The sequence below is a fragment of the Ruegeria sp. BC5 genome, from assembly GCF_056539205.1.
Map to the genome: position 1 here is coordinate 1 of NZ_JBQFUN010000012.1, position 21,554 is coordinate 21,554.

Genomic DNA, 21,554 nt, shown 5'->3' on the forward strand with positions numbered 1-21,554 from the left:
AGCCGAAGCCGAAGCCGAAGCCGAAGCCGAAGCCGAAGCCGAAGCCGAAGCCGAAGCCGAAGCCGAAGCCGAAGCCGAAGCCGAAGCCGAAATGGCCGTGGAACCGACCCACGCTGAGCCTGCGGCGCACAAAGAAGAAAAGCGAGGCGGCTTTGTCCCGGCCCTGATCGGTGGTGCAATTGCCGCGGCGATTGGCTTTGCCGCTGGCAGCGCGGGCATGTTCAATTCGGGCCGGTCTGACGCGCTGACAGCCCTTGAATCGAAGTTGAGCGACCAGGCCAGTCAGATTGAAGCGCTGACGAAATCCCTATCCGAATCCCAATCCGGCAGTTCGGACGTAGACAGCAAGATCGCGGCCCTGACTGATCAGGTCACGCCGCTCAGTTCGGATCTGGCGGCGTTGAAAACCAGCCTGGATGGGCTGGCTGGCAAGGTTGACCCCTTGGCCAGCCGTCTGAACGATCTGGAAAGCGGCGCCCTGACGCAAGGCGCCTCGCCTGAGGTGTCGGCCGCCTTTGAGGCCGAACTGAAGAAACTGCAGGACTCGTTGACCGCGCAGCGGGCTGAGGTCGAGAAAATGGTCTCGGATGCACAAGCGCTTGAGGCGCAGGCCGCAGTCAAGGCACAGGCCGCGACCAATGCCGCGGTTCTGTCTCAGGTGCATGGGCAGTTGGAGGCGGGCCAGCCTTATAACGACCTGGTAGACCAATTGACGGCAGGTGGCGTGAACGTGCCAGAGGCCCTGTCAACACCGTCCACGGAAGGTGTTGCAACTCTTGCTGCCTTGCGCGAGTCCTTTGTGCCTGCGGCCCGCACTGCGCTGGCCGATGCACGCGATGCTGACAAGACAACCGGGCTGGTCGCTTTTCTGCAACGGCAGACCGGCGCGCGATCGGTAACGCCGCAAGATGGTGACGGCCCGGACGCAGTCCTGTCACGGGCACAGGCAGCCCTGTCCGAAGGGGATATCGCCACCGCGCTGAGCGAGCTTAAATCTCTGCCCGACACGGCACAGGCCGCATTGGCCGATTGGGAACAGGCGGCCCAGACACGTGTGGCTGCCGTGGACGCCGCAAATGCGCTGCAATCCAGCGTAAACTCGAACTGAAGGACCTGCCATGCTGTGGTCATTGTTAAAGATCCTTGTTTTTGTAGCGATTATCGGCCTGCTGGCCATGGGCGCCATGTTCCTGATGGAAACCAGTGGTGGCGTGCAGATCACCGTTGCGGGCACCGAATTTACATTGGGGCCATTGCAATCGGTGATCGCGCTGGGCGTGCTTGTGGTGGCCATCTGGGTGATCTTCAAGCTGTTGACCCTGCTGATCGCGACATTGCATTTCCTCAACGGCGACGAAACTGCCCTGTCGCGCTATTTCGACCGCAGCCGCGAGAAGCGCGGTTATCAGGCGCTGGCGGATGGCCTGATGGCGTTGGCCTCGGGTGAGGGGCGCGTGGCGATGAACAAGGCCGCCAAGGCGGAGAAACTGCTGAACAAGCCGGAACTGACCAATCTGCTGGTGGCACAGGCTGCCGAGATGAATGGCGATACGAAAAAGGCGTCAGAGACCTACAAGAAACTAGTCACCAATAACGCCACCCGCTTTGTCGGTGTGCGCGGCATCATGAAGCAGAAACTGGCCGAGGGTGATGATGACACAGCCCGAAAGCTTGCTGAAAAGGCGCTGGCGATCAAACCGCGTCACGCTGAAACCCAAGATATTTTGCTGGGCCTGCAGACCAAATCGCAGGACTGGGCCGGAGCGCGATCAACCCTGACGGCCAAGTTGAAGGCGGGCCAACTACCGCGCGACGTGTTCAAGCGCCGTGACGCGGTTCTGGCCCTGTCCGAAGCCAAGGACATTTTGGATGACAGCGCCACGGTCGAACAACAGGAACACGCGATCGAGGCCAACCGCCTGTCACCCGATCTGGTGCCTGCCGCCGCGATGGCCGCGCGCGCCTATATTGAAAAGGGCAAGCCGCGTGCTGCGACCAAGATCCTGAAAAAGGCTTGGGAGGTGCAACCGCATCCCGATCTGGCCCATGCCTTTGCCGAGATTGCGCCGGATGAAACACCGGCGGCCCGGATCTCCCGGTTCACTGCCCTGACCCGTATCCACCCCGAAAACCTGGAAACCCGCCTGATCCTGGCTGAGTTGAACATCGTCGCCGAGGACTTCCCTGAAGCCCGCCGCGCGCTGGGCGATGTGGTGGAAAAACAGGCCGATGCGCGGGCCTATACCCTGATGGCAGCGATAGAACGGGGCGAAGGGTCCTCGGACGCTGTTGTGCAAGGCTGGCTGGCCAAGGCGCTGAACGCGCCGCGCGGGCCGCAATGGGTCTGCGACAATTGCCACGACATCCAGCCCGAATGGGGACCGGTGTGCCAGAACTGCGGCAGCTTTGACACGCTCAGTTGGCAGACCCCGCAAACGCCTGAGATCGCCACGGCCACTGGTGTGCATATGCTGCCGCTGATCGTCGGCGCGCTGGAGGACAAAGTCGAGCCGGAACCCGAGCCCGAAGCCGAGCCGGAAGAGGACGTGGTCGAAGAGGCCGAGGCCCCCGAGATCATCGAGATGGAGGCCGAACCTGTCCGCCCTGACGTTGAACCGGTGCGGCCCGATGTCGAACCCGTGGTGGAAAAACAGGCCTGACGCCTTAACGCGCAGTTTCTACGTTGAATGCGTCGTTCCAGAGTTTAAACAGCTCGGCCCGACGGTTCTGATCGCGCGCCACCAGCAGCGCTGGGGACAGGGCGATAAATCGGCGGGCGCTAGGGTTCAGGCCAGTCTCAGCCGCGTCCATCGGGGCGACAAGGCCCGAGGCCGCCAGCAGGGTTTGTGCCTCAGGCGACAGCAGGAAATCCAGAAACCCGGTGGCGGCATCCTTGTTTTCCGCCTGTGCCGGGATCATGAAGGCGCGGGATAGGACCAGCGTGTAATCCTCGGGCAGGATCACCCCCACACCGGGGGCATCGGCATTGGCTACGTAAGAGCCCAGAACGTTATAGGCGATCAAGAACCGCCCCTCGGCCACATCACGGATGATTTCGGCGGAACAACAGGTGGCCACGGCGTCGATGCGGGCAAACCCCTCGATCAGGGACCCGAATGTCGTGGCCTCAAGACTGTCGCCATAAGCAAACAGGTACCCCAGCCCGGATGCGGCGATATCATAGGTGGCCACCCGCCCGCGTAACAGGTCGGGCTGGGTGCGCATGGCGTCCAACAGGGCAAACCGGTTGCGCGGAACATCCTGATCTGACAGCAGAGATTTGTTATAAGCAATAACCGCGGGTTCCGTGGTGATCCCCCACAGCTCATCCCGCCAACGCCGGGCCGCGGGCAGGGCTTCGGTTCGGGGTGATCTGTAACGATGCCCGCAGGCGGCGTTAACCAGCCAGACCATTTGCTGAATGGCCGAGGAAAAGACCACATCAGCCGGGTTCTCACCATTCTTACAAACCGTCCGGCTGTGCTGGAACAGCGCGTTTGACCCCCATTGCTCATACGTGATCCGCAGGTCGGGGTTCTGGTCGGCAAACCGCTCAAGAACCGGGGCGATGATGGCGATATCAGTGGTCGAACGGATCAGCATCGGGTCGGCTCCGTCACCGAAGCTGGCTGTGGCCTCCTGCGCGCATGCAAGGCCGGGCAGGGCAAACAGAAGGCAGGTCATCAAAGCGCGGATCATTCCACCCCCCTTGAGGTCGTGGCAGGAAAGCTGAGTGCGGCGCGAAAGCCAATGTTGTCGCTAGTCATTTCAACCTTGCCGTCAAACGCCTCGGCTGTCGATTTCACGATGGACAGTCCCAGCCCGCTGCTGTCCTCGCCCGAGCCGGTGGTACGATTGAACCGATCACCGATTTGTTCGGCGACAGGGGTGGCCGGGCCAGGCCCATGATCGCGCACCCACAATACGGCACGGCCACTTTCTTGCGCAGCCCCAATGCTGACCGGGGGTTGCCCGTGCCGCAGCGCATTGCCCAACAGGTTTTTGGCAGCTTCGGCCAGAGAAAAGGCATCGGCATTTACCAGAACGGGATTTTCTCCGATCTCCAGCCGCACTTCGACCCCGGGGGCGACAAGCTCATGATCGCTTTGTTCCAGCACGTCCAATGCCACCTCGCGCAGATCAACGGGAAGGCGCGGGGCACTGTCGATGCGGTGGATCACCATGGCACGGGACAGCAGTTGGTCCAGCAAAGTGCCCAGCGATCGCGTGCGGCCCAGTAGCCGGTCTAATGCCCGTTTGCGGGCGGGGGGGTCGGGATCATCCTGCGCAATTTCCGCCTGAACCCGGATCGCCGCCACCGGCGTGCGTAGCTGATGCGCCGTGTCGGCAATCAGGTTGCGCATGGTGTCCACCTGCCGGTCCAGCCGTCCCATAAAGCGGTTCATCGCGTTCAGCATCACCTGCAGTTCGCGCGGCAGGCCGTCGCTGGCCATAGGGGTCAGATCGTGAGGATCGCGGCGGGTCAGATCCTCGGACAGGGCCTCAAGCGGGCGCAGGGCGGATCGGGTGACAATCCATGACATCGCCAGCAACAGAACGCCCGCCACCGCCATCGGCAGCAAGGCGTCGCGCATCAGGCCAACGGTCATCATCTGACGCGCGCGCAAGGTCTGCCCGACCAGTATTTCCACCTCGCCCGAAAACTCGCGTTCGGCAAACAGGCGGGCCAGGCGGACAAAGCGCGCAGGTTCTCCGTTCAGATCAGCGGCGAAATAGATCGGAGCAGCACCAGGCTGTTGCGGTATGTCGATCACCGTGTCGCGGTCCAACCCGGTGATAAAAGGGCCATCTGGTACTTGAACCGCATAGAAAATCCGATCTTCAGGGGCTTGCGCCAGCAGTTGAAAGGCGGAAACCGGCAGGTCTACGACGGGTACGCCGTCCTGAATCCGCACGGATTCGGCGATGTCGCTGGCGGCGCCAAGCAAAAGCCTGTCATAAGCCTGCCGCGCCGCCAATCTGCCATTGGCCCAGATCGACAAAGCGACAAGGCAGCCGCCCAGTATCAAAATCAGCATCACCGCGCTGAGAACACGGGCAGTCAGGCTGTGGGGCAGGTGCAGCTTAGCCATCCAGACCGATCCGGTATCCGACACCACGCCGGGTGGTGATGCTGACCGTACTGCCGGTGAACTTTTTGCGCAGGCGGGCGATATACAGCTCAATCGCGTTTTCGCCGACATCGGCATCCTCGAACCCGTAAAGCGAATCGTACAGCCGGGTTTTCGACAGGAATTGCCCCTCATGCCGGATCAGTGCGTCCAGCACAGCGGCCTCGCGCGCAGTCAGGTTCAGGCGTTTGCCCTCCAGCGCGGCGCTGCGGTCCTTGGGGGCATAGATCAGCGGGCCCAGCGTGATCTGCTCGGATTTTCGGTCGGCGTCGCGACGAACCAGGGCGCGCAACCGGGCCTCAAGCTCGCGCTGGTCGAAGGGCTTGCCCAGATAGTCGTCGGCCCCCTTGTCCAGCGCGGCGATCCGATCTTCGACCGAGGTCAGCGCGGTCAGCATCAGCACAGGGATACGGTCACCTGCAGCGCGGATCTTGCTTAGGAAACTCAACCCGGACCCATCGGGTAGATTGATATCCAGTAATATGGCGTCATAGGTTTGGACTGCACGAAAATCACCGGCGGCTTCGACGGTTGTGGCCAGATCACATACGACACCGGACCGGGCGAGATGGGCCATGACACCTTCGGCCAGATCTTCGGCATCTTCGATCATCAATACGCGCATGACCCCTCCCCAAGGCGAACGCCTGAACCCTGACAGGTTCGTGACAGCATTATTCGGTAAACAGATTCAACCTGCAAGGACGGGCCTTGTGTCCTGCGGGGATCGGTTTCGGCTGCACGCGCAGTCCAAAAAGACCAGAGGAGGAGACACGAATGAAACTGTTTGGAACCAGTGGCGCGATTGCGGCTGCTGTCTTTGCCCTGTCCGGCGTAGCGGCTAGCGCGCAGGAATGTATCGCCCCGGCCAACCCCGGTGGCGGATGGGATTTCACCTGTCGTCAGGTGGGTAAATCGCTGCAGGATCTGGGCCTGATCGACCAGACCATGCAAGTGGTGAACCTTGCCGGTGGCGGCGGCGGTGTTGCTTTTGCCGAGGTGGTGAACAAGCGCGGCGAGGATAATGAGCTGATCGTGGCGGCCAGTGCGGCCACTGCCACCCGTCTGGCGCAGGGGGCTTACCCCGGCAATACCATGGATCAGGTGCGGTGGCTGGCGGCCATCGGCGCGGATTACGGCGTGATTGCCGTTGCGGCAGATAGCCCGGTCAACACGCTGCCTGAATTGCTAGACCAGATCAAAGCCGACCCAACCGCCGTGTCGGTTGCGGGTGGCTCGGCCGTGGGCGGTTGGGATCACCTGAAGGTTCTGATCGCGGCCAATGCATATGGCATCGACGATGTGCGCTCGGTCAAATACATCGCCTTTGACGGTGGTGGTGAGGCCGTGACCCAGCTGCTGGCCGGGTCGGTTCAGGCCTTTACCGGCGATATCTCCGAGGCCAAGGGTTTCGTAGACTCGGGCGACATCAAGGTGATCGCGGTGCTGGCACCCGAACGTCTGCCCGGCGAATTCGCCGATTTCCCGACCGCCAAGGAACAGGGCATTGACGCGATCGGCGCCAACTGGCGTGGCTTCTATGCCCCCGGTGGCATGACCGATGACGCCTATGGCGACTGGGTCGGCAAGATCGGTGATCTCTACGCTTCAGATGAATGGAAAGAGGTGATGGCCGCCAACGGTCTGGCACCGCTGGACCTGCAAGGCGCAGATTTCCAGAACTTCGTGGCTGAATCCGTGGGTCAGATCCAGACCATCTCGAAAGAGATCGGGATCATCAAATAACACCACTCACTGTGATCCGGGCGCCTGGCTGTGCCCGGATCCAAATCATTTACCCGAACTATAGGAGACACCGATGAGTGACCGTATCTTCGGGGTCGTCGGACTGCTACTTGCCATCGGATTTGCCTTTTCCGCACTGGCGATCGAGGAAAGCTTTCTGTCTGACGCCGTCGGGCCCAAGGCCTTCCCGCTGATCATTGCTGCCATTCTGGGCCTGTCGAGCATCGTCATCGCCCTGCGCCCTGATACCGAACCCGAATGGCCCGCGCTGGACCGTCTGGTTGAGATCGGCGCGGCCGTGGTCATGATGATCCTTTACGCCGAATTGCTGCCCGTTGTGGGATTTGTCATCGCCACCGCCTTTGCCGCCACCTATCTGGCCTGGCGTCTGGGGGCCGGGCCGCTGGAAAGCGTGTTGGTTGGCGTCGGCACATCCATAGGTATCTACGTTATTTTCCATCTGGTTCTGGGCCTGTCACTGGCCCGCGGCCCGCTGGGCTTCTGAGGAGAGGGGCATGGAAACATTAGCATCCCTTGGGGACGGTTTCGCCATCGCGCTGACATGGCAGAACCTGATGCTGGCCCTGCTGGGCTGTTTTCTGGGTACAATCATGGGTGCGTTGCCCGGTCTGGGCCCGTCCAATGGTGTGGCCATTCTGATCCCGCTGGCGTTCACGCTAGGTCTGGGGGCGACACCCTCGCTGATCCTGCTGACCAGCGTCTATTACGGTGCAATGTATGGGGGACGGATTTCATCCATTCTATTGAATATCCCCGGGGATGAGCCCGCGATGATGACCTGTCTGGACGGGCATCCGATGGCCAAAAAAGGGTTCGCAGGTGAGGCGCTGTCGCTGTCCGGCATCGCGTCGTTTGTTGGGGCGTTTCTGGCCACTTGGGGCCTGATCTTTCTGGCACCGCAGCTGGTGAAGATCGCGCTGTTGTTTGGACCGGCGGAATATTTCGCCCTGTTCGCGCTGGCCTTTATGACGTTGGGCGGCGTGTCGTCGACCAATCAGGCGAAATCGGCATTTGCCGCCGCATTGGGACTTGGGCTGGCAACCATTGGTGTCGACACACAAACCGGCGTGCCGCGGTTCACCTTTGGCGAGGTGCATCTGTATGACGGGTTGGATTTTCTAGTCGCCATCGTCGGCTTGTTCGCCTTGTCCGAAGTGTTCATCTTTCTTGAACACCGCCACGGCGGATCGGATGCCGAGGGGCGCAAGCTGAATATCGGTCGGCTTTACCCGCCGATGTCGATGGTCAGGAAATGCACACCGACCATGCTGCGCACCTCTTTCCTGGGCTTTATAGCCGGGGTTTTGCCGGGCGCAGGCGCTTCGTTGGGCTCGTTCATTTCCTATTCGATGGAAAAGCGGCTGGTCGACAAGGAAAACACCTTTGGCACCGGTGATCCGCGCGGTGTGGCTGCGCCCGAGGCCGGGAACAACGCCGCTGCCGGGGGTGCTCTGGTACCAATGCTGGCGCTGGGCGTACCGGGTTCGGGAACCACGGCCGTGCTGTTGGCGGTCCTGCTGGCGCTGAACATCACGCCGGGGCCGCTGCTGTTCACGCAGAACCCGGATGTGGTCTGGGGTTTGATCGCGGCGCTGTTCATCGCGAACTTTATGCTGCTGGCTATGAATATCCCGATGGTGGGCCTGTTCACTCGGGTTCTGATGGTGCCGTCGCGCATCCTGATGCCCGTCGTGGCGATGGTCAGTTTTGTGGGTATCTATGGCATTTCGGGCTCCAGCTTTGATCTGCTGGTGATGATCGGGTTCGGTGTCATGGGGTGGGTTCTGCGCAAGCTGGACGTACCGCTGGTGCCGGTTATCTTGGGCACGCTTTTGGGCAACTCGATGGAAAACAACCTGCGTCGAGCGGTGACCATCGACAACGGCAACTGGTGGACCCTGATCGACAGCCCGTTGTCCATCGCGCTGTGGACCATTGCCATCATCGGCTTTGTTCTGCCCCTGATCGTGGGCGCACGGGTCAAAGCCAAGATGCACCAGCGCCGCGATGAAGAAGGCGCGATCAGCGATTGATGAATCAGGCGTCGCCTATCACGTGTAGGCGGCGCCGTCCCAGGGTCTTTCGGTTTGGTAATTCGCCTGAATTGTAGTTGGGGATGCCGAGCTGAGGCGTCGTTGGAACCCATATGCAGCCGGTTCTGACCCTGATTGCTTAGATGCGATAGAACTGGCGCGCTGTGCCTCCGAAGACAAGATCGTGGTCTTGCTCGGGAACCAGCGCGCCGTGCCTTTCAATCAAAGCCGCATAGGTGGAAGACAGGCTGTCGACCGGGAAGTTCGACCCGAACATGCACCGATGGGGCCCGAATTGGGTCAGGCATGTGTCCACGATGGGCCGCACGCGGTCGGCGCTCCAGTTGTGATCGAACATGCCAAGACCGGACAGCTTGCATGTCACCTGCGGCAACGCCGAGAGGTGATGCAGCGCTTGCGCCCACTGTTGCAACCCCCGTTCCGACCGGTCATGGGGTGACCCTGCATGGCACAGCGCCACCCGCGTCGCAGGGGCCCGCGCCAGAACGACGGCGGTCTGCTCCATCAATTCTGGCAGCAATTGCAGGTCAAATGACAGTCCGCGGTCGCCCAGTTGTTTCAACCCGTCCAGAAACCTTGGATTGTCCAGCAGGTCGTTTGTGCCGGACAGTTGATCCTCGCCCGGGGCGCGGCCGATGATCTGACGCACCCCACGCACAGAGGGCAGGGATTGCAAACGATCCAGTTGCGCGGTTACGTCCTGTGCAGTCAGATCACAAAAGGCAACCTGGACCAGTGGCCAATCGGGATTTTGATCGGCAACAGACTGGACCCATTGCGCCTCGGCCCAGGGATCGGCCGCACCTACCTGGATATGGACCGAGGCGGAAAATCCTTGAGCGTCAGCTCGGAACTCGGGCAGCAGATAGTTCCGCTGAATGGGGCTGGGGTCACCGAAGAATCGCACCGCGCCTTTTTCCATCAACCACGGATAATGCACCGCGGTCAGGTCCCACAAATGGTGATGCGCATCAATCCTCATGGTGTTTCAATCCCGGTTGTGCGGGCTAGAATATCGACGCCCTGTTGTTTCCAGAAATGCAAAAGATCGATGAAGATCCAGTTCTCGGCCAGCTTGTCACCCGCGCGGCGATAGATGTCGATCACCCGAAACTCAGCCGCCTTTCCGGTGGCGGGCATCCCCATGAAACCGCCCGTGGGCACGGCGGTGAAATTGGGCCAGCCGAAAAAGCCGCCATAGTGCCCCTCGGCCATGCGGCAGATATGTTGGGTCTTTGAGCGTTCGGTGAAGGCCGCGCGAAACGGGCCGGAATGCTGTTGCGCGTAACGCGCGATTGTGTAGGTGGCACCGATCCCTTCGGGCCCCCACCAGATCATGTCCTCGTGCCAGGTTTGCGCCAGCTCATCCGTCAGGGACAAGCCGCTGTCCCACTGCCCAAGGTCCGCGATCATGGCGTTGATGACCTCCAGCGTCTTGTGACCTTCGTCGGCGGGCTGATCTTCGGTCAGAATGCCGTCATGTGTCATAGGTCCGGGTTGCACCAGATGCGCTGCGGTCGGTGGCGGAAAGGGGTTCTGACCTGCCTGAACCATCAGGTGCGGAATGTCGAAAAACATTGCGGTTTCGGAAATCTTGCCATCTGCAACTTTGTGAAATTCGCAATACCGCAGAAGGGCCATCTTGCCAGTGGGGCGGATGCCCAGCCATGGCGCGTCGAACAGACCCATGAGGTGCCCCATCGACACCACCCAGACCCCCCCTTCGGTCAAAGAATTTCGGCCCGCGAAAAAGATATCCTGTCGGCGTTGTAGATGGGTCAGACTGTGTTTCAGCGGCTGCCAGAACCTGCGCGCCACCGCGTCAGGGCCTGCGATTTCGTCGAACGGGTGAAATCCGCGCCACACCAGATTCGGTGCGCAATACTGCTTCATGACGGTGGCCAACTCATCCCCATTAGCGCGGCTAAGCGCGTCATGGAAGGACAGGATCAGCTTTTTTTCAGTTTGAAAACTCACGGTGCTTTCCGTTCTTTATCAGTGTTTTGCGGGGTCTATTCCGCGAATTCGACTCGGTGGTTTCGCGTATTTTTGCATACGTATGCAAAAAAGTCTTGCCTGATTTGATATATGCGAATTACTGTTTTGCAAACGTATGCAAACGAATCCTTTCAGGGGGCACCATGGCGGAAATTCAATTGCGCAACGTCGGCAAGCGCTGGGGGTCATTCATTGGGGTCCACAATTTCGACCTGACCATCGCGGATCGCGAATTTCTGGTTCTGCTGGGCCCCTCGGGCTGTGGCAAGACCACCACGATGCGCATGATCGCCGGTCTTGAGGACGTCACCGAGGGCGAAATTCTGGTCGATGGCAAGGTGGTCAACGATCTGGAGCCCAAGGACCGCGATGTGGCGATGGTGTTCCAGAGCTACGCGCTCTATCCCAACATGAACGTCTACGAAAACATCCGCTTTCCTTTGAAAGTGCGCGGCATCGACCCGTCGACCCATGACGACAAGGTGCGTCGGGCCAGCGCGATGGTGGAACTGGACGATTTCTTGCACCGCAAACCCGCCGAATTGTCAGGTGGTCAGCGGCAACGTGTGGCGCTGGCCCGCGCCATCGTACGGGAACCGAACGTGTTCCTGATGGACGAGCCGTTGTCGAACCTGGATGCCAAGCTGCGTGTTTCGACCCGAGCTCAGATTAAGAACCTCAGCCACGAACTGGCGGTGACAACCATCTACGTGACCCACGACCAGATCGAGGCGATGACGTTGGCCGACCGAGTTGTTGTGATGAAACAAGGCGTGGTGCAGCAGGTCGGCAGCCCGACCGATATTTACGACCGGCCCGCCAATACTTTTGTGGCCAGCTTTATCGGCTCACCGGCGATGAACCTGATGGATGGCGAGGTTTCGGGCGGTGTGTTCCGCGCCGAACATGTAGCCATTCCGGTCGACGCACCGGACGGTCCGATGACATTGGGCTTCCGCGCTGAAGATGCTGGCCTTGCCGAAGGGCAGGGCGAAATCACCGCACCGATCTACACGCTGGAACTGCTGGGCGATGCGACCATGATCTCGGTCCGGGTCGGCGGTGCGCTGGTATCGGTCAAAGCCGACAAAGCCTTCCGCGCCGAGATTGGAGATCCCGTCTCGTTCTCGGTGCCCAAAGAAATCTGTCACCTCTTCGAAGCTGGAAGCGGTGCGCGGATCGGGGAACAACCCCACGAACAGCCCATACGGGCTTAACACCGGTCCGGACGTCGACGACGGACCGATCCTGACAGGGAGAAACGCATGAAACTCAAGACGATCCTCATGGCAGGTGCCATGTCCATCGCGGCAAGTGGCACATGGGCTGCCTGTTCGTTTGAAAATGACGTACCGCTCAAATCGCTCTCGGCTGGTTTCGAGGCCTGGAAAGCCGTCACCGATGCGATGGCCGAATGCGGCAATTTCAATGCCTCGCTGGACCAGGAATTCCGCGAGAAACAGCCTGAGGCTTTTGCCGCCAGCCCGTCGCTCTATCAGATCGGTGGGGTGTCGAACACGACTCTGATCCCGTTGCTGAATGCAGGCACGATCCGGCCGCTGGACGATCTGGTCGAGAAATACGGACAGAACCTGCTGCCAAACCAGCTGATCAAGGTGGATGGCAAGACCATGGCAATTGCCATGATGGTGAATGCGCAGCACATGATGTACCGCAACGACGTTCTGGCCGACCTGGGTATTGCCGAGCCCGCAACCTATGATGACGTTCTGGCCGCCGCCGCCAAGATCAAAGATGCGGGTGTTATGGAATACCCGATCGGCGGCACCTTCAAGACCGGTTGGAACCTCGGTCAGGAATTCATCAACATGTATATGGGTGAAGGCGGATCTTTCTTTGGCGACGGCAACATGCCTGCGATCAATAACGAGCAGGGCGTTAAGGCGTTGGAAACCCTGAAGGCCATGACCGATTATATGGATCCGGAATATCTGGTCTCGGATTCAACTTACGTTCAGCAGCAGTTCCAGCAGGGCAAGATTGCCATGGCAAACCTGTGGGCCAGCCGCGCCGCTGCAATGAATGACGAAGCCGAAAGCCAGGTGGTGGGCAAGGTTACCATGTCGGCGGCTCCGATGGGCTCGGCTGCACCGGCCACCACGATCTGGTGGGACGGTTTCGTTCTGGCCTCGAACATGAGCGATGAAGAGGCTGACGCCGCCTTCCGCGTCATGCTTGAAGGCATGGATGAGGAAATGGTCAGTGCCAACAATGACGCTGCCGTCTGGCTGAACCCGGCCTACAAGGCAGGTGAACTGGCCGCCGGTGCGGCTGCATCGGCCCAAGCCGGGGCCAAGGCATACCCGGCTTCGGGCCCGATGGGCATCATGCACACAGCATTGGGCAACGGTCTGGCTGATTTCATGACCGGCGCCAAGGACGCGCAAACCACACTGGCCGATATCGAGGCGGATTACATCACCGCCGCCAAAGAAGCCGGTTTGATCAACAACTGATCCTCCCGCGGGAGGGCCTCGGTCCTCCTGCACTCTTCCCTTTGAGAACCATGAGAAAGGCAGAGCCATGAATTTCCGGACATTTGCCGCCTTTGTTGGCCCCTCTGTCTTTATGATGCTTCTCTTTATCGCGTTCCCGCTGATCAGCGTGTTCAAGCAGAGTTTCTATGTCACCCAACCGATCTATGAGACGGTTGAAGTTGAAACCTGCACCCCCGGCTTTCTGACCCAGACCTGTGTGACCGAGACGGTTTCGCAACCCCAACTCGACGAAGAGGGTAAGGTCATCATGCAGACCCAGTATGTCGGGCTGGAAAGCTATCGCAACGTGCTGGAGCCTGAACGTGCATGGCGCGCGATCAGCGAGGGCAGCTGGAATGTGTTGTCCACCATCAACTTCTGGAAAGCGCTGCGGTTCACGCTGACTTTCACGCTGATCACCCTGCCGCTGGTCATCGTCTGCGGGCTGGGGATCGCCGTTTTGATCAACAATGCCGCGCAGGCGATAAAAGGGCCGGTTATCTTTATTTCGCTGTTGCCCTTCATCATTACCCCGGTGATCGGGGTGCTGTCGGTCAACTGGCTGTTTCGCGGCGACGGTATCCTGACGGCGCTGCTGGAGTGGTGGTTGAACCGCGATATCGCGCTGTTTGCGCAGGCCTGGACAATTGAGGTGCTGATGATGCTGTACCGCGTCTGGCACGTCGCCCCCTTTGCCGCCATCGTGTTTTATGCCGGTTTGCAAACGGTCAATCAGGACAGCCTGGAAAGTGCTGTGATTGACGGCGCAACCCGGTGGCAGCGGATGAAATACATCGTCATCCCGCATCTGATGCCGCTGATCATCTTTGTGTCGATGATCCACTTGATGGACAGCTATCGGGTGTTCGAAGAGATCGTCGGTTTCGCCAGCCAAGGCTATGTCATCTCACTACAATGGCTGACCTATGACTTCCTGGTGCCTGATCAGGCGGGCAACCGTTCGATCAGCCGGGCCTCGGCCAGCGCCATGCTGACCATGATCGGCATTGCCATCCTTCTTATCTTCCCGCTGCGCCGGACATGGCGCGATCACAAAGGAGGTCACTGACATGTCCTCGCGCGCGCTTCGCCAACCGCTCAGCCTGCGGCTGACTTCAAACATCTTCCTGGCCTTCTGGTGCATAGTCGCCATCTTCCCGATCTTCTGGATCACGGTGATGAGTTTCAAATCCCCGGTCGATGCCTTTGACGGCAACGCGTTGAACGTGATCTTCGGACCGGCGACGCTGGCCAATGGCAAGGGGATTTCGCTGCTGGATATCATTCTGGGGATCGGGGTGATCTGGGGCACGATTGCTCTGGTGACCAAAAAGATGCCTGGGATGATCAAAGCCTATTCCAAAGAAGGTCAGGAGTGGTTTGGCTGGGTGATTGGCATTCTGGCCACCGTGGTGGCCTTTCTGATCGTATTCTTCGTGATCCTGCCTGCCATTCTGAGCATACTGAACCCGCTCTTTGGCCCTCTGGGGCGGGACATATTGGGGCTGACGACCGAACACTATAAAACCGTTTGGATCGACCGAGGGTTTTCGAACAACTTCAAGAACTCGCTGATCGTAACCACGGGGGTTGTTGTTCTGTCGCTGTCGGTCGGGACACTGGCGGGTTACGGGCTGGCACGGTCGGGTTCGACTCTGGCGTTCTGGCTGCTGATCGTCGCGCTGATCTTCCGCGCGCTGCCGCCCTCGGCGCTGGTGGCCAGCTATCTGCCGGTCTTCATCAGCTCATCCGAATGGTTGGCGCCGATCCTGGGGGAAAACGCACCGACGCTGTACGGTAAGCCATTTGCCGTGATTGCGGTGCTGGTGGCGATCAACCAGCCTTTTACGATCTGGATGCTGCGGTCATTCTTCCAGAATATCCCGGCCGAACTGGATGAGGCCGCGCGCGTTGATGGCTGCAATCACTTCCAGGCGTTCCGACGCGTGATCATGCCGGTGATGTGGCCGGGCGTGATCACCACCGGGCTGTTCAGCTTTCTGCTGGCGTATAACGACATCCTCGTCACGTCGCTGCTGCTGGATGCGCAGAACCAGACCATGGTTCCCGCCATTGTCGGCATGTTCAACCGCGAGACCACGACAACCGATCAGGTGGTCGCTGTGGCAGCCGCCGTATCGATCACCGCGCCGCTGATCTTTCTTGTTCTGATCTTCCAGCGCCAGATCGTCAGCGGTCTGACCGCCGGAGCGGTGAAAGGGTAATGAGCAAGAACGCACGCCATAACGCCCTGTCGCGCCACCCGGCGCTGAACAGGATGCCCAGGGATTTTCTAAGCATTGGGGTTTCTTGACCCAATCCCTCCCTCGGCAACCTGAAAGGATAAAAAGATGAAAGGTTCCCGCCCCGAACAAGCGGTTCTAACCCGCGACACGGACCTGGACAAAACCGAAGACACGCGCCGCGTGATCGAAACCATGGTCGATGGCCTGAATGACCACCGCATTGATGACATTGGCGAGTTCTTTGCCCAGGGCTTTCGCTGGATGGGCAATCAGGGCTGTGGCACCAAGACCGGCCTGCAAGAGTTTCAGGACAACTGGCAGCGCCCGTTTCAGGCCGCGTTCTCGGACAAGACCTGCATTGATGAGGCCCGCCTGTATATGGGCGAATGGGCCGCAGCGTTTGGCCGCCAAGAGGCGACCCATTCCGGTGAGTTTCTGGGCATCGCCCCCACCGGCAAACGGGTCGAGATCCGGTACATGGATTTCTGGAAAGTGGTCGATGGCAAGGTCGTCGACAACTGGGTGAACGTCGATTTCGCACATGTCGCGGCGCAGCTGGGTGTCGATCTGTTCAACGGGGAAGGCTGGGAAGCTTTTGACCGGGGTGAAAAAGTAGCGCCCCGGCCGGAAAACTGAGGATTGGAAACATGACAATCGAGTATCTCAAACGCGGTAAATCTGATGCTGACCGGGCCGAAGATGACGCCAAAACCCGCGCTGTGGTCGAAGCGACCCTGAAAGACATCGAAACCCGTGGCGATGTGGCCGTGCGCGAGCTGAGCGAAAAGTTCGACAACTATTCGCCCCCGTCGTTCCGCCTGTCTCAGCAGGACATTGACGACCTCATCGGGCAACTGACCGACCGTGAACTGGCCGATATCAAATTCGCGCAGGAACAGGTGCGCAACTTTGCGCAAGCGCAGCGCGATTCCATGGTGGATATCGAGGTCGAAACCCTGCCCGGCGTCATTCTGGGCCACAAGAACATCCCCGTGCAGTCGGTGGGATGCTATGTGCCCGGTGGCAAATTCCCGATGGTCGCCTCGGCGCATATGTCGGTGGCGACGGCTTCGGTGGCGGGCGTGCCGCGCATCATCGCCTGTACACCTCCGTTCAATGGCAAGCCGAACGCAGCGGTGATTGCCGCGATGCATCTGGGCGGCGCCCATGAGATCTATGTCATGGGCGGCATTCAGGCCATCGGCGCGATGGCGCTGGGCACCGAAACGATTGACCCCGTGCATATGCTGGTCGGTCCGGGCAACGCCTTTGTGGCCGAAGCCAAGCGGCAACTGTTCGGCCGTGTCGGCATTGACCTGTTCGCTGGCCCGACCGAGACCATGGTCATCGCCGACGAGACTGCCGCCGATGCGGAACTCTGCGCGACCGACCTGCTGGGTCAGGCGGAACACGGCTATAACAGTCCTTGCGTGCTGCTGACCAACTCGCGCAAACTGGCCGAGGATACGATGGCCGAGGTCGACCGTCTGCTGGGAATCCTACCCACGGCAGGCACCGCGAAAGTATCGTGGGACGAATATGGCGAAGTGATCGTTTGCGACACATATGATGAGATGCTGCAGGTCGCCGATGATATCGCATCCGAACATGTGCAGGTGATGACAGATAGGGATGATTGGTTCCTTGAGAACATGACCTGCTATGGCGCGTTGTTTCTTGGTCCGCGCACCAATGTCTCGAACGGGGATAAGGTGATCGGAACAAACCACACCCTGCCAACGAAGAAAGCCGGGCGCTATACTGGCGGTCTTTGGGTGGGTAAGTATCTGAAAACGCATAGCTATCAAAAGGTTCTGACCGACGAGGCGGCGACGTTGATTGGCGAATATGGGTCGCGCCTGTGCATGCTTGAAGGTTTTGTGGGCCATGCTGAACAGTGCAACGTGCGGGTGCGCCGCTATGGCGGTATCAACGTGCCTTACGGCAAGCCCGCACCGTATCGGGATGCCGCTGAATGAGCGACAAGCACACACAGCATAAGGCCCTGATCGCTTTGCTAAGGGCCGCGATGTATGACTTTTCCGAAGCCGGCGTCCGCAAGGCGCTGGCTGAGGTCACGACATCGGATGCAGTGTTCCACCTATGCCATCCCTTTGGTGACAGTATCGGCAGCGATGCATATTACGACTTCGCCTATAAGGACCTGCTGGACGCATGGCCCGATCTGGAGCGTCGCGACTATATCGTCATGGCCGGGCCGGACGAAAACGGCGCGGATTGGGTCGGGTGCGGGGGGTATTACACCGGTACCTTCACCGGGCCTTGGCTGGATATCCCACCGACGGGCCATCAGGTCACCATGCGGTTTCACGAATTCTATCGTTTCGTGGACGGACAGGTCGTCGAGGTTCAGGCGCTCTGGGACATCCCTGAGGTGATGATGCAGGCCAACGCCTGGCCGATGGCCCCCAGCCTTGGCCGTGAATGGCATGTGCCCGGACCAGCCACTCAGGACGGGTTCGTGCCCGGACCTTACGATGCGGCCAAGGGCAAGGCGACGTGCCAACACATTATCGACATGCTGGAACACTTGAAAAAACACCCGTCACAAGGTGGCCCCGAAGTGATGGAGATGGAGCGGTTCTGGCATCCACGCATGAACTGGTACGGGCCTTCGGGCATCGGCACCGGGCGCGGTTACGCAGGGTTTCGCAACTGGCATCAGATTCCGTTCCTGAACGGCATGCCGGATCGCGGGCAGTATGTGGACGACATCACTTATCATTTCTTTGGTGATGGCGAGTATGCGGCTGTGACCGGCTGGCCGAACATGATCCAGACGGTTACCCATGACGGATGGATGGGGATTGCGCCTTCGGGCAAGAAAATCACCATGTGCAGTCTGGATTTCTGGCGATTGGAAAACGGGCGCATACGCGAAAACTGGGTGCTGGTCGATCTTCTGGATGCCTACCGCCAGCTTGGCGTTGACGTTTTCGCCCGTCTGCGTGAATTCAACAAGGCCCGGAATCTGGGCCGCATTGAAACGCCTGATGGAATGAGCTGATGACTGACCTGCCCCGCACCCCTTCGTTTTCGCTGAACGGCAAAACCGCCCTTGTGACCGGCGCGTCCTCGGGGATTGGACAGGGCTGTGCGGTGGCCTTGGCCGAGGCCGGGGCGCATGTGGTCTGCGCCGCGCGTGGGGCAGACCGGCTGGCTGAAACCGTCGCGGCGTTGCAGGCGCAGGGCTGGTCGGCCGAAGCTGCGGTTGTGGATCAGGGCGATTTGAATGCCCTGCAGAAGCTGTTTGATGGGCGCGTCTTTGACGTCGTGGTGAATTCCGCCGGAACCGCGCGCCACAGCGCGGCGATCGACACCACGCCCGAGGATTTCGATGCGGTCACAGATGTAAATCTGCGGTCGGCTTATTTCCTGTCGGCCTATGCGGCCAAGGTATTGATGGCGACGGGCAGGCCGGGCTCGATCATCCATATCTCAAGCCAGATGGGCCATGTCGGCGGGGTCGATCGGGCGCTGTATTGTGCCACCAAGCACGGGCTTGAGGGTATGGTCAAAGCCATGGCAATCGAATGGGGAAAGCAGCGCATCCGCATCAACACGGTCTGCCCGACCTTCATTCGCACACCCTTGACGCAAGCCACCTTCGATGACCCCGAGCGCGCCGCCTGGATCATGGAGAAGATCAAGCTGGACCGTGTCGGTGAAGTCGAAGACATCATGGGCGCGGTGACCTATCTGGCCTCGGACGCCTCGGCTTTGGTGACCGGAACTTCGATGTTGATTGACGGGGGGTGGACAGCGGATTGATGGCAGAAAAAGTCACATCCCTTCAGGTTGCGCAACTGGCAGGCGTCAGTCAGTCGGCGGTTAGCCGGGTGTTCACGCCGGGTGCCTCGGTCAGCAAAAAGACTGAAGAAAAGGTGCGCAAGGCGGCGGCAGAGCTGGGGTATCGACCCAATGTTCTGGCGCGCGCAATGGTGTCGGGCAAAAGCCGTATCATCGGTCTGGTGGTCGCCTATCTGGACAACTACTTCTATCCCGAAGCGCTTGAGAAACTGTCCAACGCCCTGCAAGAACAGGGGTATCACGTGCTGATCTTCATGGCCTCTCGCACGGCGGGTAACATTGATGACGTGATGGAGGAAATCCTCGACTATCAGGTGGATGGCGTTGTTTTGGCCTCGGTTGCGATGTCGTCAGATATTGCAACGCGCTGTCAGCAGGCGGGTGTACCCGTGGTGCTGTTCAACCGAAGTCAGGACCTGGACGGGATCACGTCGGTCACGTCGGACAATTATGCCGGTGGCCGCAAGGTGGCCGAGTTCCTGGTTGCCGCTGGCCACAGTCGCATTGCTTACATCGCGGGTTGGCAGGGTGCCTCGACCCAGCGTGACCGCGAGGCCGGGTTCCGGGCGGCATTGGCTGAGGCCGGTGAGACCGTGTTTGCCCATGGTGTGGGTGAGTTTCACACGGAAAATGCCCGAACGGCTGCACGTCGCATGTTTGATGTTGCACCGGATGACAGGCCTGATGCCGTGTTCGTGGCAAATGATCATATGGCGCTGGCCGTCATGGATGTCATCCGCTTTGAGCTTGGCCTGCGTGTGCCCGAAGATGTCTCGGTGATCGGGTATGATGATGTCCCGCAGGCTGGGTGGCTTGCCTATAACCTCACGACGATCCGACAGCGGGCCAATCTGATGGTTTCTGAAACCGTAGACGCGCTTTTGGATCATATCGAAAACCCGGCAACCGCCGCGGCGCGCAAGGTGGCCATAGACGGGCCGCTGATTGTACGTACCTCGGCCCGGTTGCCAAAAGGGTGGACCCCACAAAGGACAGACATATGAAAGGCTTCGATCCGAAGTTCCGGGATTTTCCCGACTACATTATCGGTATCACCAAGGAAATTTGGGAAGACCGGGGCATCGCCACGCTGCATGACTATTACAGCAAGGATATCGTCGTTCGCTCGCCCGGATCTGTGGTTCTGGGCAATCAGAACGTCATCGGCGCCACCATGGCAACACTGGCTGAGTTTCCGGATCGGCAGCTGTTGGGCGAGGATGTGATCTGGTCCGGCACGCCGGAAGAGGGGATGTTAAGCTCGCATCGGATTATCTCCACCGCGACGCATTTGGCCGAAGGGGTGTATGGCAAGCCGACCGGCACAAAGCTGCGCTATCGGATTCTGGCCGACTGTCACGCCAAAGATAATCAGATCGACGATGAATGGTTGATCCGCGATCAGGGTGCCATCGTCCGGCAGATGGGCTGGGATCCCAAGGAATACGCTGCCGACCTGATCGCGCGCGAGGGTGGGCCAGAGAACTGCGTCAAACCGCTGACGCCAGAAACCGACCAGCCCGGCCCTTATAAAGGCAAGGGCAATGACAATGAATGGGGTCAGCGCTATGCCTATATCCTGACCAAGATCATGAATGCCGATATGGGCGTGATCGAGGCCGAGTATGACCGCGCCGTGCAATCGGAATATGTCGGCGGTGTCACTGGCCATGGCTGGGATGCGGTGGATCGGTTCTGGATGGGTCTGCGGGCCAGCTTCCCCAATGCGGAATTCAAGGTTGAACACCAGATTGGTCGCGATGATCCGAACATGCCGCCCCGTGCTGCCGTGCGCTGGAGCCTGTGGGGTAAACATGATGGCTGGGGTGCATTTGGTGCCCCAACCGGCGCGCAGGTCTATGTTCTGGGGATCAGCCATGCTGAGTTTGGTGCGCTGATCGGCGGTCAGCCACAGCTGCGGCGCGAGTACACGCTGTTCGACGAAACTTCGGTCTGGAAACAGATCCTGCTGCAGGGTGGAGAGGGCTAGGTGACCGCGATGGTCTCATCCCTGAACGCCAGCCAGAC

At 59.8% G+C, this 21,554-nt stretch carries 20 protein-coding genes; 15 read left to right on the plus strand and 5 right to left on the minus strand.

The genetic code is table 11. From position 1 onward, the window contains the following. On the plus strand, nt 1-1,108 hold a 1,108-nt coding region (locus ACR0LY_RS19565; RefSeq protein ID WP_480567595.1), incomplete at its 5' end, for a COG4223 family protein. 10 nt (nt 1,109-1,118) lie between these two features. Next, nucleotides 1,119-2,660 carry a heme biosynthesis protein HemY gene (locus ACR0LY_RS19570; RefSeq protein WP_170349514.1) on the plus strand — a complete coding sequence of 514 codons (1,542 nt, stop codon included), beginning with the start codon at nt 1,119-1,121 and terminating at the stop codon, nt 2,658-2,660. 4 nt (nt 2,661-2,664) lie between these two features. Here ACR0LY_RS19570 and ACR0LY_RS19575 read toward each other — a convergent pair whose 3' ends face one another. From ACR0LY_RS19575 to ACR0LY_RS19585, 3 genes are read right to left on the minus strand one after another with little or no spacing between them, the layout of a single operon-like run. Then, nucleotides 2,665-3,699 carry an ABC transporter substrate-binding protein gene (locus tag ACR0LY_RS19575; RefSeq protein WP_170349513.1) on the minus strand — a complete coding sequence of 345 codons (1,035 nt, stop codon included), beginning with the start codon at nt 3,697-3,699 and terminating at the stop codon, nt 2,665-2,667. Further along, nucleotides 3,696-5,093, minus strand: coding sequence for a sensor histidine kinase (locus ACR0LY_RS19580; RefSeq protein ID WP_170349512.1), 1,398 nt, complete (start codon nt 5,091-5,093; stop codon nt 3,696-3,698). The genes ACR0LY_RS19575 and ACR0LY_RS19580 overlap by 4 nt, the downstream gene beginning before the upstream one ends. After that, nucleotides 5,086-5,757 (minus strand): response regulator transcription factor, encoded by a 672-nt coding sequence (locus ACR0LY_RS19585; protein ID WP_170349511.1) that lies wholly within the window; start codon nt 5,755-5,757, stop codon nt 5,086-5,088. Before ACR0LY_RS19585 ends, ACR0LY_RS19580 begins: the two co-directional genes overlap by 8 nt. 152 nt (nt 5,758-5,909) lie before the next feature. On the opposite strand from ACR0LY_RS19585, the gene ACR0LY_RS19590 reads away from it, so the two are divergent. The 3 genes from ACR0LY_RS19590 to ACR0LY_RS19600 all read left to right on the plus strand — a co-directional run bounded on the left by ACR0LY_RS19590 (nt 5,910) and on the right by ACR0LY_RS19600 (nt 8,932). Continuing rightward, nucleotides 5,910-6,878 carry a Bug family tripartite tricarboxylate transporter substrate binding protein gene (locus ACR0LY_RS19590; protein ID WP_170349510.1) on the plus strand — a complete coding sequence of 323 codons (969 nt, stop codon included), beginning with the start codon at nt 5,910-5,912 and terminating at the stop codon, nt 6,876-6,878. 73 nt (nt 6,879-6,951) lie between these two features. Continuing rightward, entirely contained in the window at nt 6,952-7,383 is a 432-nt protein-coding gene (locus tag ACR0LY_RS19595) for a tripartite tricarboxylate transporter TctB family protein (protein WP_170349509.1), read from the plus strand. A gap of 10 nt (nt 7,384-7,393) precedes the next feature. Then, a complete protein-coding gene (locus tag ACR0LY_RS19600; RefSeq protein ID WP_170349508.1) occupies nt 7,394-8,932 on the plus strand; it encodes a tripartite tricarboxylate transporter permease in 1,539 nt (512 codons plus the stop codon). A 139-nt stretch (nt 8,933-9,071) separates the two neighbouring features. On the opposite strand, the gene ACR0LY_RS19605 is transcribed toward ACR0LY_RS19600, so the two are convergent. Together ACR0LY_RS19605 and ACR0LY_RS19610 are read right to left on the minus strand one after the other, a co-directional pair. Then, on the minus strand, nt 9,072-9,935 hold the full coding sequence (locus ACR0LY_RS19605) for an amidohydrolase family protein (protein ID WP_170349507.1): 864 nt from the start codon (nt 9,933-9,935) through the stop codon (nt 9,072-9,074). Continuing rightward, a complete protein-coding gene (locus tag ACR0LY_RS19610) occupies nt 9,932-10,930 on the minus strand; it encodes an ester cyclase (RefSeq protein WP_170349506.1) in 999 nt (332 codons plus the stop codon). The genes ACR0LY_RS19605 and ACR0LY_RS19610 overlap by 4 nt, the downstream gene beginning before the upstream one ends. A gap of 164 nt (nt 10,931-11,094) precedes the next feature. Between ACR0LY_RS19610 and ACR0LY_RS19615 the strand changes: the two genes are divergently transcribed. The 10 genes from ACR0LY_RS19615 (at nt 11,095) to ACR0LY_RS19660 (ending at nt 21,516) form a co-directional block, all read left to right on the plus strand. Further along, entirely contained in the window at nt 11,095-12,168 is a 1,074-nt protein-coding gene (locus ACR0LY_RS19615) for an ABC transporter ATP-binding protein (RefSeq protein WP_170349505.1), read from the plus strand. 48 nt (nt 12,169-12,216) lie between these two features. Then, nucleotides 12,217-13,428 (plus strand): ABC transporter substrate-binding protein, encoded by a 1,212-nt coding sequence (locus ACR0LY_RS19620; protein WP_170349504.1) that lies wholly within the window; start codon nt 12,217-12,219, stop codon nt 13,426-13,428. A gap of 67 nt (nt 13,429-13,495) precedes the next feature. Further along, nucleotides 13,496-14,518: a carbohydrate ABC transporter permease gene (locus ACR0LY_RS19625; protein ID WP_170349503.1), complete on the plus strand. Its 1,023-nt coding sequence runs from the start codon at nt 13,496-13,498 to the stop codon at nt 14,516-14,518. Nucleotide 14,519: 1 nt separating this feature from the next. Beyond that, nucleotides 14,520-15,674, plus strand: a complete 1,155-nt coding sequence (locus tag ACR0LY_RS19630) for a carbohydrate ABC transporter permease (protein ID WP_170349502.1) — start codon at nt 14,520-14,522, stop codon at nt 15,672-15,674. 126 nt (nt 15,675-15,800) lie between these two features. Beyond that, nucleotides 15,801-16,331 (plus strand): ester cyclase, encoded by a 531-nt coding sequence (locus tag ACR0LY_RS19635; RefSeq protein ID WP_170349501.1) that lies wholly within the window; start codon nt 15,801-15,803, stop codon nt 16,329-16,331. Between the two features lie 11 nt (nt 16,332-16,342). Next, nucleotides 16,343-17,674 (plus strand): histidinol dehydrogenase, encoded by a 1,332-nt coding sequence (gene hisD, locus ACR0LY_RS19640; protein ID WP_170349500.1) that lies wholly within the window; start codon nt 16,343-16,345, stop codon nt 17,672-17,674. After that, entirely contained in the window at nt 17,671-18,723 is a 1,053-nt protein-coding gene (locus ACR0LY_RS19645) for an ester cyclase (RefSeq protein ID WP_170349499.1), read from the plus strand. The genes hisD and ACR0LY_RS19645 overlap by 4 nt, the downstream gene beginning before the upstream one ends. Beyond that, the gene (locus ACR0LY_RS19650; protein WP_170349498.1) at nt 18,723-19,487 is read left to right on the plus strand and encodes an SDR family NAD(P)-dependent oxidoreductase; all 765 of its coding nucleotides are present in this window, start codon (nt 18,723-18,725) and stop codon (nt 19,485-19,487) included. Before ACR0LY_RS19645 ends, ACR0LY_RS19650 begins: the two co-directional genes overlap by 1 nt. Continuing rightward, entirely contained in the window at nt 19,487-20,530 is a 1,044-nt protein-coding gene (locus tag ACR0LY_RS19655; protein WP_217354048.1) for a LacI family DNA-binding transcriptional regulator, read from the plus strand. Before ACR0LY_RS19650 ends, ACR0LY_RS19655 begins: the two co-directional genes overlap by 1 nt. Beyond that, nucleotides 20,527-21,516, plus strand: a complete 990-nt coding sequence (locus ACR0LY_RS19660) for a nuclear transport factor 2 family protein (protein WP_170349496.1) — start codon at nt 20,527-20,529, stop codon at nt 21,514-21,516. Before ACR0LY_RS19655 ends, ACR0LY_RS19660 begins: the two co-directional genes overlap by 4 nt. Nucleotides 21,517-21,554 lie beyond the last annotated feature (38 nt).

What these genes read in the sequence shown, in the direction of transcription:
- ACR0LY_RS19570 (WP_170349514.1), top strand. Translation starts at nt 1,119, where the DNA reads ATGCTGTGGTCATTGTTAAAGATCCTTGTTTTTGTAGCGATTATCGGC.
- ACR0LY_RS19575 (WP_170349513.1), bottom strand. Translation starts at nt 3,699, where the DNA reads ATGATCCGCGCTTTGATGACCTGCCTTCTGTTTGCCCTGCCCGGCCTT.
- ACR0LY_RS19580 (WP_170349512.1), bottom strand. Translation starts at nt 5,093, where the DNA reads ATGGCTAAGCTGCACCTGCCCCACAGCCTGACTGCCCGTGTTCTCAGC.
- ACR0LY_RS19585 (WP_170349511.1), bottom strand. Translation starts at nt 5,757, where the DNA reads ATGCGCGTATTGATGATCGAAGATGCCGAAGATCTGGCCGAAGGTGTC.
- ACR0LY_RS19590 (WP_170349510.1), top strand. Translation starts at nt 5,910, where the DNA reads ATGAAACTGTTTGGAACCAGTGGCGCGATTGCGGCTGCTGTCTTTGCC.
- ACR0LY_RS19595 (WP_170349509.1), top strand. Translation starts at nt 6,952, where the DNA reads ATGAGTGACCGTATCTTCGGGGTCGTCGGACTGCTACTTGCCATCGGA.
- ACR0LY_RS19600 (WP_170349508.1), top strand. Translation starts at nt 7,394, where the DNA reads ATGGAAACATTAGCATCCCTTGGGGACGGTTTCGCCATCGCGCTGACA.
- ACR0LY_RS19605 (WP_170349507.1), bottom strand. Translation starts at nt 9,935, where the DNA reads ATGAGGATTGATGCGCATCACCATTTGTGGGACCTGACCGCGGTGCAT.
- ACR0LY_RS19615 (WP_170349505.1), top strand. Translation starts at nt 11,095, where the DNA reads ATGGCGGAAATTCAATTGCGCAACGTCGGCAAGCGCTGGGGGTCATTC.
- ACR0LY_RS19620 (WP_170349504.1), top strand. Translation starts at nt 12,217, where the DNA reads ATGAAACTCAAGACGATCCTCATGGCAGGTGCCATGTCCATCGCGGCA.
- ACR0LY_RS19625 (WP_170349503.1), top strand. Translation starts at nt 13,496, where the DNA reads ATGAATTTCCGGACATTTGCCGCCTTTGTTGGCCCCTCTGTCTTTATG.
- ACR0LY_RS19630 (WP_170349502.1), top strand. Translation starts at nt 14,520, where the DNA reads ATGTCCTCGCGCGCGCTTCGCCAACCGCTCAGCCTGCGGCTGACTTCA.
- ACR0LY_RS19635 (WP_170349501.1), top strand. Translation starts at nt 15,801, where the DNA reads ATGAAAGGTTCCCGCCCCGAACAAGCGGTTCTAACCCGCGACACGGAC.
- hisD (WP_170349500.1), top strand. Translation starts at nt 16,343, where the DNA reads ATGACAATCGAGTATCTCAAACGCGGTAAATCTGATGCTGACCGGGCC.
- ACR0LY_RS19645 (WP_170349499.1), top strand. Translation starts at nt 17,671, where the DNA reads ATGAGCGACAAGCACACACAGCATAAGGCCCTGATCGCTTTGCTAAGG.
- ACR0LY_RS19650 (WP_170349498.1), top strand. Translation starts at nt 18,723, where the DNA reads ATGACTGACCTGCCCCGCACCCCTTCGTTTTCGCTGAACGGCAAAACC.
- ACR0LY_RS19655 (WP_217354048.1), top strand. Translation starts at nt 19,487, where the DNA reads ATGGCAGAAAAAGTCACATCCCTTCAGGTTGCGCAACTGGCAGGCGTC.
- ACR0LY_RS19660 (WP_170349496.1), top strand. Translation starts at nt 20,527, where the DNA reads ATGAAAGGCTTCGATCCGAAGTTCCGGGATTTTCCCGACTACATTATC.